Origin of the sequence: Subdoligranulum variabile (assembly GCF_025152575.1) — a bacterium.
GTDB lineage: Bacteria > Bacillota > Clostridia > Oscillospirales > Ruminococcaceae > Gemmiger > Gemmiger variabilis.
In genome coordinates this window covers 641,957-654,868 of the sequence record NZ_CP102293.1, presented here as the reverse complement: position 1 = coordinate 654,868, position 12,912 = coordinate 641,957, and the positions used below count along the sequence as shown (strand labels likewise).

Below are 12,912 nucleotides of genomic sequence, written 5' to 3'. Positions count from 1 at the left end.
ACTTTTCCCGCCATGTGGTGTTTGACGCCGAGGGTGATAAATTCCGTAATAAGCGTATTGAGGACTATATCACGGTTTCGGTAGTTATTGATATGGAGTGTGGGAACACAAAAAACTAAATAATTGACTGAAAGGGACATCGTGCAAACGGTGTCCCTTTCTCATGGGCGGAAGCCGCAGATTTTGAAAAAAGTCTGCGGCTTTTCTTTTTGCCCAAAAGCAGAAAGGAGGCGACGGCCTATGTACTTCACTTCCGGCAGCGACCGGGCCTTTGAACAGCTCATGCAGGGCAAGCCCGGTTTCGACCACTACGACAGCGGCGAGGCGGTCACGCCGGAGGACTGCGGCACCTGCCGCTTTTATCGCCCGCACTGGAAATATCAATTCTGCGTCTATGCGGAATGTCCCTACCAGCCGGGCAAGCTGACCGCCTACGACGCGGTGACATTTCGAGTGAAAGGAGTTGAGAACATGGCAGTATTCCGTGTGGAGCGCAACAAGGGCTACACGGTGATGTCCAACCACCACCTGCGGAACAAGGACTTATCCCTGAAAGCCAAGGGCCTGTTATCGCAAATGCTCTCCCTGCCGGAAAATTGGGACTACACCCTGAAAGGCTTATCCCTTATCAACCGGGAAAGCATCGACGCCATCCGCACAGCGGTATGGGAACTTGAAAAAGCCGGATATATCACCCGACAGCAGAACCGGGACGGCAAGGGCAAAATGGCCGACATGATCTACACCATCTACGAGCAGCCCCAGCCCCGGCCAGAGCAGCCGGACAAGGCCGCACCGGGATTGGAAAACCCGGTGTTGGAAAATCCAACATCGGATAACCCGACACCGGGAAAACCGACATTGGGAAATCCAACGCAATTAAATAAAGATATATCAAGTAAAGAAAAAACAACTACGGATGTATCAATTACCGATTCCATTCCTATCCTTTCCCGACCCTTCCCCTCGGAGGACGAAGCGGCACAGCCGCCGGAACGGAAAGGAACGGGAGCGAAATCACAGAGCGCCATAGAGATTTATCGTGAGATCATCATGGACAACATCGAGTACGAACACCTTTGCCAGCACGCCAAGGGCATTGACCGGGAAACGCTGGACGAGATCGTGGACTTGCTGGTGGAAACCGTGTGCAGCGCCCGCAAGACCATCCGTATTGCTGGGGACGATTACCCGGCAGAGCTGGTGAAATCCAAGTTTATGAAGCTGGACAGCAGCCACATTGAATTTGTGTTCCAGTGTTTGAGCAAGAACACTTCGGAAATCCGCAACATCAAGAAATACCTGTTGGCTATGCTGTTCAACGCCCCCAGCACCATGAACGGTTACTATACCGCGCTGGTGGCCCATGACATGAACACCGGCAAAATCTGAAAGGAGGACGGCCCTATGAAACAGGGTGCATTGATCTTCGACGAGCGCAGCGACCGTTACGACATTCGCTTTGATCTGGCGGACTATTACGGCGGCCTGCACTGTGGGGAAACCTTTGACGTGATGGTGGGCGGCAGGTGGAAGCCCACCCGCATTGAGTACGGGGACGACTGGTATCTGGTTGGCATCCGTGCCGACGACCTTTCCGGCCTGCGGGTGAGGATTTAATCGGGGACAACCGGCGCAAGCGGCTGTCCCTTTTCTGTTTCCTGCGGCGGCTGACGGTGCCACCTTAACCGTGCCGCCGCACTTCTGCGAAAGGAGGGATAGCGATTGCAGGAGGAAGTAACCCAAAAGACAATGGCCTTTTCCATCAAATCGGCCAAGCTGACGGCCCAAGTGCTACAAGCGGCGGCCCGCAAGTTTCTGGAAGCCAGAAACAAGGGCAAGACCAAGCTGCACCACGGCCAGCAGAGCCTACGGCAGCGCCCGATGGGGCGGCCCCAAGGATATAGCCCCCTATATCGACCCCAATTTTGACAACAACATTCTGCTGACACAGACGGAACGGCTGACGATGAACAACAGGCCGAAAGACCCCAAGACCGCCCGGAATAAAAATGTTCTGGTGATCGGAGGCAGCGGCAGCGGCAAGACCCGGTTCTTCGTGAAGCCGAACCTTATGCAATGCGTGTCCAAGGACTATCCGACCTCATTTGTGATAACCGATCCCAAGGGCAGCTTGATCGGTGAAGTGGGCCAGCTCCTTATCCGCAGCGGCTACCGCGTGAAAGTGCTGAACACCATCAACTTTTCCAAGAGCATGAAATACAACCCGTTTCGGTATCTGCACTCGGAAAAAGACGTGTTGAAGCTGGTAAACACCCTGATCTGCAACACCAAGGGCGAGGGCGAAAAAAGCGCGGAAGATTTTTGGGTGAAATCGGAACGGCTGTTCTACACGGCCCTGATCGGCTATATCTGGCAGGAAGCGCCGGAGGAAGAAATGAACTTCACGACGCTGCTTGAAATGATAAATGCCAGCGAAGCCCGCGAGGACGACCCGGAATTTCAATCGCCAGTGGATATGATGTTTGAGCGATTGGAGGAACGCGACCCCGACCATTTTGCCGTCCGCCAGTATAAAAAATTCCTGCTTTCGGCGGGCAAGACACGTTCCTCTATCCTTATCAGCGCGGGCGCGAGAATGGCCCCTTTTGACATTCGGGAAGTCCGGGAGCTGATGGAGGACGACGAACTGGAACTTGACACCATCGGGGACGAGAAAACGGCGCTGTTCCTGATTATGTCGGACACGGACACCACCTTTAATTTCATTCTGGCAATGGTGCAGAGCCAGCTTATCAACCTGCTTTGCGACCGGGCCGATGATAAATACGGCGGGCGGCTGCCGGTTCACGTCCGCATGATACTGGACGAGTTTGCGAACATCGGCCAGATACCCAACTTTGACAAGCTGATCGCCACCATCCGAAGCCGGGAAATCTCGGCTTCTATTATTTTGCAAAGCCAGTCACAGTTAAAGGCCATCTACAAGGACGCTGCGGAAATCATTTCCGACAACTGCGACTGTACGCTTTTCCTTAGTGGGCGGGGCAAAAACGCCAAGGAAATCTCTGACGTGCTGGGCAAAGAAACCATCGACAGCTACAACCAGAGTGAAAACCGGGGCGCACAGACCTCTCACGGATTGAATTATCAGAAGTTAGGAAAGGAGTTGATGTCACAGGACGAGATCGCCACGATGGACGGAGGCAAGTGTATTTTGCAGGTGCGCGGCGTAAGACCGTTTTTCAGTGAGAAATACGACATTACCCGCCATCCCCGCTACAAATACCTTTCCGACACCGACAAGAAGAACTATTTTGACGTGGACAGGTACTTGACCGCCCTGCGCCGGAAACGGCAGCGAGTGGTTTCGCAGGAGGAAACCTTTGACCTCTACGACATAGACCTGTCGGATGAAGATATGGCCGCCGTGGACGAATGACCGGCGGACTGAAAGGAGTATCGGCCTATGGAATACTCGGATGAATTGACATTTGCGGATTATTTCAGAGCAGAGCAAGAAATCTACCGGGCTATCATTTCCGCTGCGGTTATGTGCCGGTGGATCGCAGAACACGACACCCCGCCAACGAAACAGGAGGCGGAACAGATGGTGTTGGAAGTAAACCGCCAGATGTGTGAAGCATGGGGCGAAATGTATTCGCTGGCCGTGCTGAAATGGCTGGACGACCGTTAATCTCCGGGCCGTCTGCGGATTGTGACGCCGGTATCTGACCGGCGATTTTTCCATCAAAACAACATCACAATCTGAAATTATGGAGGTAAATTTATGGCATTTTTCAATAGCGCAGTTACTACTTTGCAGACCATCGTTGTGGGCCTCGGCGGTGCCCTGTGTGTTTGGGGCGGCATCAACCTTCTGGAAGGTTACGGGCAGGATAACCCGGCCAGCAAGTCGCAGGGCATCAAGCAGCTCATGGCTAATTAGTTGGAACAAAAAACGAAAGGAAAAGCACAATCCAGACGGTATCAGCGGCAGTCTACAAGAATAAATTGTGATTTCACAAGATTGGTGTTATAATAAGAGAAAAGTTCCTGCCGGGGCAGCCGCCCCGGTGGTATGGATAGAAAGGCAGGAAAACAATATGCACATCAGCTATAAACCACTCTGGCACACACTGTTAGAGCGTGATATGAGAAAAGAGGATTTAAGGCTTGCTGCTGGTATGACAACAAATATGATTGCCAACATGAGCAAAGAGGGAAAGCACATCAGCATGGATACATTAGCCCGTATCTGCGAAACGCTGAATTGTGAGATTACCGATGTGATTGAGTTAGTACCAGACGAGCCTACTTCCACAGGAGGTAAGGAACATGAGCGAATTGAAACCAAGAATAACGGAAAACGGAATTGATTATATTCTTGTCGGAGATTACTACATCCCAGACTTGAAACTGCCGGAGGAACACCGCCCCATCGGAAAATATGGACGGATGCACCGGGAATATTTAAGAGAAGTCCATCCAGCCAGATTGAACACATTGATACTGACCGGAGAATTGTGGACATATCTTGCAGACCTGAACGAACAGGCACAGAAGCGGTTCGATACCATCATGGAGCAGATGAAAGCTGCCGAGGGTGTGACTGAGGAATTAAAGCGTACCTGTCAAATGGAATGGGTGCAGCGTTGCAATAACATTCGCAACCGGGCAGAAGAAATTATTTTGCATGAGATGATTTATTCATAACGATATGGTAGAATAATTATGATAAATCGAAATCTATAAAGGAGAATATTGATGAAACTATTTTTATGTTCGCACTTTTCAAGTGTAGGAAGTCTGATAAAGGAAGAAATTGAAAATAAGAAAGTCGCATTTATTCCAACAGCTTCGCTGCGTGAAGGCTACATCGGTTATGTCGGCTCGGCTCGAAAATTATTCAAAAAGTTGGGAGCAATCGTAACTGAAATTGATATTTCAACGGAGGCTTATTCAACGATACAGTCTGTTTTTGAAAATGCAGATGTGATATATTTTACCGGCGGAAATTCTTTTTTTCTTATGGACCAGCTCCGTAAGACGGGAGCTGATGGGCTGCTGAAAAAGGAATTGGCAAATGGAAAATTGATGATTGGCGAGTCGGCAGGCGCAATTATATGCGCTCCAAGCATCCAATATATCGAGCAAATGGATGAAAAGCCAGAGGACTACTCACAAGAAGATGATGCAGGGCTTGATTTGATTGATTTCTATGTTCTTCCGCATTATCTTACAGCACCATTTAAGAAAGTTACCGAGAAAATAATGACTGAGTTTTCGGATTTGAATCTATGCCCAATTAACAACCGTCAGGGAATTGTAATTGATGGTGAAGGTTCAAAGGTTATTTGCAAAGACTAATTTGAAAATTCCTGTTTTTGAAACCGGAAAATCGGAAGCTGAGGGGATAGACTATTGAGAACATATGAGAATAAAGACGAGCTTAAAAACGAGATAAATAAAAGCTTTGCAAAGTATATTTCAGAATTTAATGATATTCCTGAGCATTTAAAAGATAAGAGAGTTGATGAGATCGATCGAACTCCAGCTGAAAATCTTGCTTATCAGGTCGGCTGGACAACTCTTGTTATTAAATGGGAATCAGACGAAAGAAAGGGTATTCCTGTCAAAACTCCTTCGGATAATTTTAAGTGGAATCAGCTTGGCGAATTATATCAATGGTTCACAGATACATATGCCCAGCTGTCACTGCAAGAATTGAAAGACAGATTGAATGAGAATATCAACTCTATTTATGCAATGATTGATTCTCTGAGTGAGGAAGAATTATTTAAACCACATATGAGAAAATGGGCTGACGAAGCAACTAAAACAGCTGTCTGGGAAGTATACAAATTCATACATGTTAATACAGTTGCTCCGTTCGGAACCTTTAGAACCAAGATTAGAAAATGGAAAAAGATTGCACTATAACTTCCAGCTTGTCTTTCAGAAATTCTAACTGAATAATCACAGCACGAACCGCTGCTACATGGAATGAAGCCAACAAACCATGCAACAGCGGTTTTTCTTTACCATTTTTTCCTCTGGCTGATAGGCGTTCCCATTTTCTTTGATTTTTGGAGAATCCGAATCAGCCAGCGAAATTCTTCTTCCGATAAATTTTTGTAGTTGATACCGAGTTGCTTGCAGTAAAGCATTGCCAGTTTTTCCAAACGGCTGCCCTTGAAATTTTCGACGGCTTCCAGATTTTCTTTCAGTTCATCGGCAACGGTGGTCTGGGGCGCACTTTCACTGTCCTTTTTGTGGGATTCCCGAATATCCCGGATAATCAGGTTGAGGTCATCCAGAACCATGTGGCTGAAATATTCATCATCACTGATATGGGCAGCTTGCAGCACTTTCAAATGCGGGTCATCTTCGCCGGGGCGATACCGTTCAATGATTTCATGCCGGACGGTATCAACAAGTGCATTGAGGTTTTGAATCTGCATGGTGGCAATCCCGTCCACATAAATCTCAATGTCTGCAAGAAACTTGATAAAATCTTTATGTGTGGCAAGCTCACAGAGCAGACGGTTGTTAATCCGACCGCTTTTCAGAAGTGCAACCATCTCATCGTTCAAATGCAGCTCCGTCAATGGCGTGTTGATCTGCTCCTTGTTCTCTGTCCGGCACAGCAGATAATCAACGGAAACCCCATAGAAGTCTGCCAGCGTGATGAGGTTTCCATGATTGATTTCCTTAAAATCTTCTTTTTCATAACTGCCAAGGGCTGATTTAGAAATACCCGTCAGCTTTGAAAGTTCTTCCAGATTTAAGCCTTTGTCCTTGCGGAGTTCCCAAAGGCGTTCCTGTATGCTTGTTGCTCCTTTCATGGGTGCACGCTCCTTTCCGGCGGTTTCATTGTTGCCGTTTAACTGGATTATATCACACTTTCCGCAATCGTGGAAATTTCTGATTTTTACCCCTAATTCCTACTTTGTGGACATACGGCACAGGGCACAAAAATGTTCTATGATACAGGTAGTTCATCGATGGATTATTCCAATCGAATGACCAGCCTGTGTGGGATATGCTTCCCCGGCGATGTAGCGCCATGACTTTTGGAAGGGATATGGAGGAACCCTGACCGAAACGAGCGTACCAAAGGGAGCGATACGCCGCTGTGAGATTCAGGGGAGGAACGACACCGGGGAGAACTGGCGAACTGACACCGAAATGATACCGAAACACGACAATCTGATAGGGGGATAGTCTACCCTATCGCTGATACTTCGGGAGATTTTAAGCGGCTCTATGGCTGTAATTTTGCCGAAAATCGCCCCGAAACCATACACGAAAACGGGAGGAAACACAATATGCCGAGAATGAGCAAAAAGAGGAAGCATGAGCTTTCCTTTTACCTCAATGACCGGGGGCGTGTCACTTACAACGAATTATGCCGGAAATGCCAGCATGGGTGCAAGCAGAGCTTCCGGGCGGTTGTGATTGACTGCCCCCGTTATTTATCCAAACGAGCAAAGAAAAAGGAGGAACACACCGAATGAATTTTGAATTTATGACGATAGACACACCATTACCGCCCTGTATGCCATTTCCCAGAGCGTTGACAGGATTTCCAGTCAGCAGCACCGCAAAGGTCATGTACTGCCGGATGCTGGACGCTATGCTATCCAAAGGGAAGGAGGACGAGAACGGAATCCTGTTTGTCTGCTTCCCCATCACAGCCATTGCCGCAGTCCTGTCCCGCAGCCCCATGACGGTCAAGCGTTCTCTGAATGAACTGGAAACCGCCGGACTTATCATGCGGGTGCGTCAGGGCATTGGAGAACCAAACAGGATTTATGTGCTGATACCGGGAAAGGAGGACGCTGCCCTTGCCTGATACCTCAAAACTGGAAAAGCTCAACCGGGAGTTGGAAAAAAGCGAAAAGAAACTGCGGAAAGCCATCAATGATGAAAAGGCATTGCAGCACCAGTTGAAGCAGCTTACCCGAAAGGAACGGACGCACCGGCTCTGTACTCGTGGCGGTATGCTGGAAAGTTTTCTGCAAGAGCCGGAACGCCTGACAGATGATGATGTCATGCTGCTGTTGAAACTCATTTTTCACAGGCAGGACACGCAGGAACTATTGAAAAAACTGCTGGAACGGGAGAAGCCGGAAACCCCTTAGTTTACTAAGGGCGCAATTATACACCACCCAGAGGTTGGTGCATTGCGTTCTCCGAAGGCTCCTTGCCGGAGGGCTGTGATTTTCCGCAGTCAAGGTCTGCTCCAAATCATACAGGGGACGCTACGCTTCCCCTGCGCTGGCTGCCGCCAGCTACCCTTTTGTGGACTTGCCATCTGGGGACACCTTGCGTTGCAAGCTGTTCCCAGCCGATAAGTTTCATAAAATATAATGCAAATGGAAAGCTAACTTGACATAAAAGAACTATGTGATATAATGGAAGCATGGAAAGTTAACTTTCCATAAGAGAGGAGGATGACATGAAAAATCGCCTGGAAGAATTACGAAAGCAACGAGGCATAAAGCAAGAAGATTTAGCAAATGCATTGGAAGTATCACGCCAGACCATCGGCTCTTTGGAAAACGGACGCTATAACCCATCTATTCAGTTGGCATTTAAGATTGCCAGATATTTCAACATGAGTATTGAAGAAATTTTTATTTACGAGGAGGATTGATTATGAAAAAAAGGTTGTTGATTTTAATGACAGTTACAGGAATGATTATTCTACTGGGAGGATTGCTAACATACGGTTTGGGAGTACATGAAATAATACCTGTGCCACGTCCCGACTTAATAGTAGTAGGTACATCTCTCATTGGAATTTTGCTGATTGTATCTGGTGTGTGCGACTTGTTCGTTAAGAAAACCAAAGAAATGGAAATAGAGGAAAATGACGAGAGAAATATTTCGCTTAGTAATGCTGCTATGGCAAGTGGCTTCAAGGTAATGAATGTTACGATTGCTGTTTCTATTTTTGCTTTGATTTTCACCGGATATATGACAGTAGTCCCATGTTTCACTATTATTGGGGCTTATGCTATTGGACAAATTGTATTTATTGTGCGACTTTGGTACTTGCACAAAACTATGTAAATGTATTACTAAATACCCGCCGCCCCCAGCGGCACAACAAGCAGGAAATCTGAAAAGGTATCCTGCTTTTTCTATGTCCAAAAACGGAAAGGAGGAACACAAAATGCCCTGTCCACACAACGAAATCTCTATTGTGCAGCGCAGCCACCGCCAGTCTGCGGTTGCCGCCGCTGCTTACCAGAGCGGCGAAAAGCTGTTCTGTGAATATGACCAGGAAGTAAAACACTACCCGGAAAAGCGTGGTATCGTCCACAATGAAATCCTGCTCCCGGCAAACGCTCCCCTGGAGTACACAGACCGCAACACCCTCTGGAACGCTGCCGAAGCTGTTGAGAAGCAATGGAACTCCCAGCTTGCAAGGCGGTGGGTGCTTTCCATTCCCAGAGAGATACCGCCCGACCAGTACGCCGCCCTTGTACGGGATTTCTGCCGCCAGCAGTTTGTTTCCAAAGGAATGTGCGTGGATTTTGCCATCCATGACAAAGGGGACGGAAACCCACACGCCCATGTCATGCTGACCATGCGGGCAATGGATGAGCGTGGGAAATGGCTTCCCAAGAGCCGCAAGGTCTATGAACTTGATAAGAACGGGGAACGAATCAAGCTCCCGTCCGGCAGGTGGAAAAGCCACAAGGAAGATACGGTTGACTGGAACGACCGCAAATATGGCGAAATCTGGCGGCATGAATGGGAGGTCATCCAAAACCGCTATCTGGAAGCCAACAACCGCCCGGAACGAGTAGATCTCCGTTCTTACGAAAGACAGGGGCTTGATATTATCCCTACCGTCCATGAAGGGGCTGCTGTCCGGCAGATGGAAAAGCGTGGGATTCAGACGAACATCGGCAACCTGAACCGAGAAATCAAAGCCGCCAATAGTTTGATGAAGTCCATCCGGCAGCTTATTAAAAATCTCAAAGGCTGGATTGCGGAGCTTAGCGAAAAGCGGAATGAACTGCTTGCCCAAAAAGCTGCGGAGGAAGCGGTCTTTCTTCCCAATCTGCTGATGAAGTATATGGAGATACGAAAGGCAGAACGGAGCAGCTGGACACGGGCGGGACAAAGCCGGGGGACTTCCAAAGACTTAAAGGCAGTCAGCGAAGCCCTGTCCTATCTCCAGAGAAAGGGACTTTCCACCGTGGAGGATTTGGAAAACTTTATAGAAACGTCCGGGAAATCTGCCGCCGACTACCGAAAGCAGATGAAGCCAAAGGAAACCCGCAGCAACGTGATTGACGCTATCCTTGCCGCCCGGACGGACTGTAAGGAATGTAAGCCCGTTTATGAGAAATACCAGAAGATATTTTTCAAGAAAACTAAGGAAAAATTCAAGCTGGAACACCCGGAGGTTGCCCGGTTTGAGAAAGCCAGTGCCTACCTTGCCAAGCACCCGGACGATAAGGACAGCACGAAAAAGGAGCTTTTGCAGGAACAGGCGAAGCTTGTGGACGAAATCGCAGACTTGAAAGTACCGTTGACCGAGGTGCAGGAAGATTTGAAGAAGCTGTGGGACATCCGCTACTGGGTACGGAAAGCCACACCCGGCACAGAGGAAAGCAAAGAGCCGCCCAAGAAGCAGCCCCTCAAAGAAGTCTTGCAGGATAAGGCTGACGAGAAGAGAGCACAGAAAAACGCCCCGGCACAGACGAAACACAAACAACAGGATATGGAACTTTAACAGGCACTTGCCATTTTCAGATTGAGAATGATAAGTGCCTTTTCTTTTTTACAAGGAGGAATTGATTTGAATGTATTTGAAGCTGTGAAGCAGTCCGTTACGACAAGACAGGCTGCGGAGCATTACGGAATCCGGGTAAACAGAAACGGGATGGCTTGCTGCCCGTTCCACAACGATAAGACCCCCAGCATGAAGCTGGACAAGCGTTTCCACTGCTTCGGATGTGGTGCAGATGGGGATGTGATTGATTTTGTAGCTGCCCTGTACGGGCTGGGGAAAAAGGAAGCCGCCGCACAGTTGGCGAGTGACTTCGGGCTTGCCTATGAGGACTGGAAGCCACCGGGCAGGGCAAGGAAGCCCAAGCCCCGGCAGAAATCCCCGGAAGAACAGTTCCGGGAAGCAAAGGCACATTGCTTCCGTGTCCTTGCCGATTATCTACACCTCTTACGGGTATGGAAAACCGACTATGCCCCGCACTCCCCGGAGGAAGCGTTTCATCCCCGGTTCGTGGAAGCCTTGCAGAAGCAAGCCCATGTGGAATATCTGCTGGATGTGCTGCTGTTTGGGGATACGGAGGAAATCGCTTCACTGATTACGGAACATGGAAAGGATGTGATACAGCTTGAACAGCGAATGGCAGAGCTTGCCGCCGCAGACGCAGCAAGAACTAAAAAACACCATGAACGCCATGCAGCCGCCCCAGAGCGTTGAGGAAGTAAAGGCAACTCTGGAAACCACCGAGAAAGGCGGTGTCCGCCAGAGCATACGGAACTGCCTGACCGTATTCCAGCGTGACCCGGTGCTTGCCGGGGCAATCGCCTATAACATCCTGACCGACCGAAAGGACATCATAAAGCCCATCGGTTTTCACAGAGAAAGCACAGCCCTGACCGATACAGACATGAAGTATCTGCTTCTCTATCTGGAGGAAACCTACGGGCTGACCAGTGAGAAAAAGATTGAAACCGCCATCGGGATTGTGGCGAATGAGAATAAGTACCACCCCATCCGGGATTTTCTGAACAGCCTTGCATGGGACGGGACGGAGCGCATCCGCTTCTGTCTGCGGCACTTTCTGGGGGCGGATGTGGACGATTACACCTATGAAGCCCTAAAGCTGTTTCTTTTGGGGGCGATTACAAGGGCATTTAAGCCCGGAAGCAAGTTTGAAATCATGCTGTGTCTGGTAGGCGGTCAGGGGGCTGGCAAGTCCACCTTCTTCCGTCTGCTGGCAGTCCGGGACGAGTGGTTTTCCGATGATTTGCGGAAGCTGGACGATGATAACGTGTACCGCAAGCTGCAAGGTCACTGGATAATTGAAATGTCGGAAATGATGGCAACCGCCAATGCCAAGAGCATTGAGGAAATCAAGTCTTTTCTAAGCCGACAGAAAGAGGTTTATAAGATACCCTATGAAACCCACCCGGCAGACCGTCCCCGTCAGTGCGTGTTCGGCGGTACTTCCAACGCCCTTGACTTTCTCCCCCTTGACCGTTCCGGCAACCGCCGATTTATCCCGGTCATGGTGTACCCGGAGCAAGCCGAGGTTCACATTTTGGAGGACGAAGCCGCTTCCAGAGCCTATATCAGCCAGATGTGGGCGGAAGCAATGGAGATTTACCGAAGCGGCAGGTACAAGCTGTCATTCAGCCCAGCCATGCAGCGGTATCTCAAAGAACACCAGCGGGATTTTATGCCGGAGGACACCAAAGCCGGGATGATACAGGCTTACCTTGATAAGTACACCGGGGAAACGGTCTGTTCCAAGCAGCTCTACAAGGAAGCCTTAAATCACACCTTTGACGAGCCGAAGCAATGGGAAATCCGGGAAATCAACGAGATAATGAACCAGTGCATTACCGGGTGGAACTACTTTTCCAATCCAAGAATGTTTGCGGAATATGGCAGACAAAAGGGCTGGGAGCGTGAAATCCCGGCAACGGACACCGACAACCCGCCCGAAAAATCTATGGACGGTTTTGTGGAGGTCACGGAGCAGATGGAGCTTCCATTCTGAAAATGACAGCCCGTTGCCGACTTCGTTGCTATCCCGTTGCCGAGCCGGTTGCCGGGGAAAAACCCATAACTGCGGGCTTTTCTCCCCTATGACAACCAAAACAACAGAAAAATAAAAGAAAAGTATAAATAGTAACCACCGCCAGATTGAGATTGTTTGCAAGGTCTTTTGAAGC

The 12,912-nt window shown here is 49.1% G+C and carries 18 protein-coding genes and 1 pseudogene; 18 read left to right on the top strand and 1 reads right to left on the bottom strand.

What is annotated here, in order from left to right:
• The first annotated feature begins 240 nt into the window (after positions 1-240).
• From NQ490_RS03380 to NQ490_RS03335, 10 genes and pseudogenes are all read left to right on the top strand, one after another.
• On the top strand, positions 241-1,392 hold the full coding sequence (locus NQ490_RS03380) for a DUF6017 domain-containing protein (RefSeq protein WP_007047433.1): 1,152 nt from the start codon (positions 241-243) through the stop codon (positions 1,390-1,392).
• Positions 1,393-1,407: 15 nt separating this feature from the next.
• Positions 1,408-1,620: a DUF5348 domain-containing protein gene (locus tag NQ490_RS03375; RefSeq protein WP_007047432.1), complete on the top strand. Its 213-nt coding sequence runs from the start codon at positions 1,408-1,410 to the stop codon at positions 1,618-1,620.
• A gap of 105 nt (positions 1,621-1,725) precedes the next feature.
• A complete protein-coding gene (locus NQ490_RS03370) occupies positions 1,726-1,932 on the top strand; it encodes a hypothetical protein (protein ID WP_007047431.1) in 207 nt (68 codons plus the stop codon).
• A pseudogene (locus tag NQ490_RS03365) lies at positions 1,871-3,403 on the top strand (VirD4-like conjugal transfer protein, CD1115 family); the annotation flags it as partial. The gene NQ490_RS03370 and the pseudogene NQ490_RS03365, both read left to right, overlap by 62 nt.
• Before the next feature lie 27 nt (positions 3,404-3,430).
• Positions 3,431-3,658, top strand: a complete 228-nt coding sequence (locus NQ490_RS03360; RefSeq protein WP_007047429.1) for a hypothetical protein — start codon at positions 3,431-3,433, stop codon at positions 3,656-3,658.
• A 93-nt stretch (positions 3,659-3,751) separates the two neighbouring features.
• Positions 3,752-3,910 (top strand): Maff2 family mobile element protein, encoded by a 159-nt coding sequence (locus NQ490_RS03355; RefSeq protein WP_007047428.1) that lies wholly within the window; start codon positions 3,752-3,754, stop codon positions 3,908-3,910.
• A 67-nt stretch (positions 3,911-3,977) separates the two neighbouring features.
• The gene (locus tag NQ490_RS03350) at positions 3,978-4,340 is read left to right on the top strand and encodes a helix-turn-helix domain-containing protein (protein WP_320415302.1); all 363 of its coding nucleotides are present in this window, start codon (positions 3,978-3,980) and stop codon (positions 4,338-4,340) included.
• A complete protein-coding gene (locus tag NQ490_RS03345) occupies positions 4,300-4,677 on the top strand; it encodes a TnpV protein (RefSeq protein WP_007047426.1) in 378 nt (125 codons plus the stop codon). Before NQ490_RS03350 ends, NQ490_RS03345 begins: the two co-directional genes overlap by 41 nt.
• 51 nt (positions 4,678-4,728) lie before the next feature.
• On the top strand, positions 4,729-5,331 hold the full coding sequence (locus tag NQ490_RS03340) for a Type 1 glutamine amidotransferase-like domain-containing protein (protein ID WP_007047425.1): 603 nt from the start codon (positions 4,729-4,731) through the stop codon (positions 5,329-5,331).
• Positions 5,332-5,385: 54 nt separating this feature from the next.
• Entirely contained in the window at positions 5,386-5,904 is a 519-nt protein-coding gene (locus NQ490_RS03335) for a ClbS/DfsB family four-helix bundle protein (RefSeq protein ID WP_007047424.1), read from the top strand.
• Between the two features lie 98 nt (positions 5,905-6,002).
• On the opposite strand, the gene NQ490_RS03330 is transcribed toward NQ490_RS03335, so the two are convergent.
• Positions 6,003-6,809, bottom strand: a complete 807-nt coding sequence (locus tag NQ490_RS03330; protein WP_007047423.1) for a helix-turn-helix domain-containing protein — start codon at positions 6,807-6,809, stop codon at positions 6,003-6,005.
• 483 nt (positions 6,810-7,292) lie between these two features.
• Here NQ490_RS03330 and NQ490_RS03325 point away from each other — a divergent pair, with 483 nt between their 5' ends.
• The 8 genes from NQ490_RS03325 to NQ490_RS03290 all read left to right on the top strand — a co-directional run bounded on the left by NQ490_RS03325 (position 7,293) and on the right by NQ490_RS03290 (position 12,737).
• Positions 7,293-7,481: a hypothetical protein gene (locus NQ490_RS03325; protein ID WP_002304353.1), complete on the top strand. Its 189-nt coding sequence runs from the start codon at positions 7,293-7,295 to the stop codon at positions 7,479-7,481.
• Positions 7,478-7,819 (top strand): DeoR family transcriptional regulator, encoded by a 342-nt coding sequence (locus NQ490_RS03320; RefSeq protein ID WP_005924748.1) that lies wholly within the window; start codon positions 7,478-7,480, stop codon positions 7,817-7,819. Before NQ490_RS03325 ends, NQ490_RS03320 begins: the two co-directional genes overlap by 4 nt.
• Positions 7,812-8,108 (top strand): DUF3847 domain-containing protein, encoded by a 297-nt coding sequence (locus NQ490_RS03315; protein WP_002594808.1) that lies wholly within the window; start codon positions 7,812-7,814, stop codon positions 8,106-8,108. The genes NQ490_RS03320 and NQ490_RS03315 overlap by 8 nt, the downstream gene beginning before the upstream one ends.
• A gap of 317 nt (positions 8,109-8,425) precedes the next feature.
• On the top strand, positions 8,426-8,623 hold the full coding sequence (locus NQ490_RS03310; protein WP_002595107.1) for a helix-turn-helix transcriptional regulator: 198 nt from the start codon (positions 8,426-8,428) through the stop codon (positions 8,621-8,623).
• Between the two features lie 2 nt (positions 8,624-8,625).
• Complete coding sequence (locus tag NQ490_RS03305; protein WP_002595106.1) at positions 8,626-9,042, top strand: hypothetical protein; 417 nt, start codon at positions 8,626-8,628, stop codon at positions 9,040-9,042.
• Positions 9,043-9,145: 103 nt separating this feature from the next.
• Complete coding sequence (gene mobQ / locus NQ490_RS03300) at positions 9,146-10,720, top strand: MobQ family relaxase (protein ID WP_002595105.1); 1,575 nt, start codon at positions 9,146-9,148, stop codon at positions 10,718-10,720.
• Positions 10,721-10,786: 66 nt separating this feature from the next.
• Positions 10,787-11,431: a CHC2 zinc finger domain-containing protein gene (locus NQ490_RS03295; protein ID WP_002595104.1), complete on the top strand. Its 645-nt coding sequence runs from the start codon at positions 10,787-10,789 to the stop codon at positions 11,429-11,431.
• Complete coding sequence (locus tag NQ490_RS03290) at positions 11,400-12,737, top strand: virulence-associated E family protein (RefSeq protein WP_007047420.1); 1,338 nt, start codon at positions 11,400-11,402, stop codon at positions 12,735-12,737. Before NQ490_RS03295 ends, NQ490_RS03290 begins: the two co-directional genes overlap by 32 nt.
• Positions 12,738-12,912 lie beyond the last annotated feature (175 nt).

Bases quoted from the DNA above. Each gene is read 5' to 3' on its own strand.
- NQ490_RS03380 (WP_007047433.1), top strand. From the start codon at position 241: ATGTACTTCACTTCCGGCAGCGACCGGGCCTTTGAACAGCTCATGCAG.
- NQ490_RS03360 (WP_007047429.1), top strand. From the start codon at position 3,431: ATGGAATACTCGGATGAATTGACATTTGCGGATTATTTCAGAGCAGAG.
- NQ490_RS03310 (WP_002595107.1), top strand. From the start codon at position 8,426: ATGAAAAATCGCCTGGAAGAATTACGAAAGCAACGAGGCATAAAGCAA.
- NQ490_RS03355 (WP_007047428.1), top strand. From the start codon at position 3,752: ATGGCATTTTTCAATAGCGCAGTTACTACTTTGCAGACCATCGTTGTG.
- NQ490_RS03345 (WP_007047426.1), top strand. From the start codon at position 4,300: ATGAGCGAATTGAAACCAAGAATAACGGAAAACGGAATTGATTATATT.
- NQ490_RS03320 (WP_005924748.1), top strand. From the start codon at position 7,478: ATGAATTTTGAATTTATGACGATAGACACACCATTACCGCCCTGTATG.
- NQ490_RS03340 (WP_007047425.1), top strand. From the start codon at position 4,729: ATGAAACTATTTTTATGTTCGCACTTTTCAAGTGTAGGAAGTCTGATA.
- NQ490_RS03330 (WP_007047423.1), bottom strand. From the start codon at position 6,809: ATGAAAGGAGCAACAAGCATACAGGAACGCCTTTGGGAACTCCGCAAG.
- NQ490_RS03305 (WP_002595106.1), top strand. From the start codon at position 8,626: ATGAAAAAAAGGTTGTTGATTTTAATGACAGTTACAGGAATGATTATT.
- mobQ (WP_002595105.1), top strand. From the start codon at position 9,146: ATGCCCTGTCCACACAACGAAATCTCTATTGTGCAGCGCAGCCACCGC.
- NQ490_RS03375 (WP_007047432.1), top strand. From the start codon at position 1,408: ATGAAACAGGGTGCATTGATCTTCGACGAGCGCAGCGACCGTTACGAC.
- NQ490_RS03290 (WP_007047420.1), top strand. From the start codon at position 11,400: ATGAACGCCATGCAGCCGCCCCAGAGCGTTGAGGAAGTAAAGGCAACT.
- NQ490_RS03325 (WP_002304353.1), top strand. From the start codon at position 7,293: ATGCCGAGAATGAGCAAAAAGAGGAAGCATGAGCTTTCCTTTTACCTC.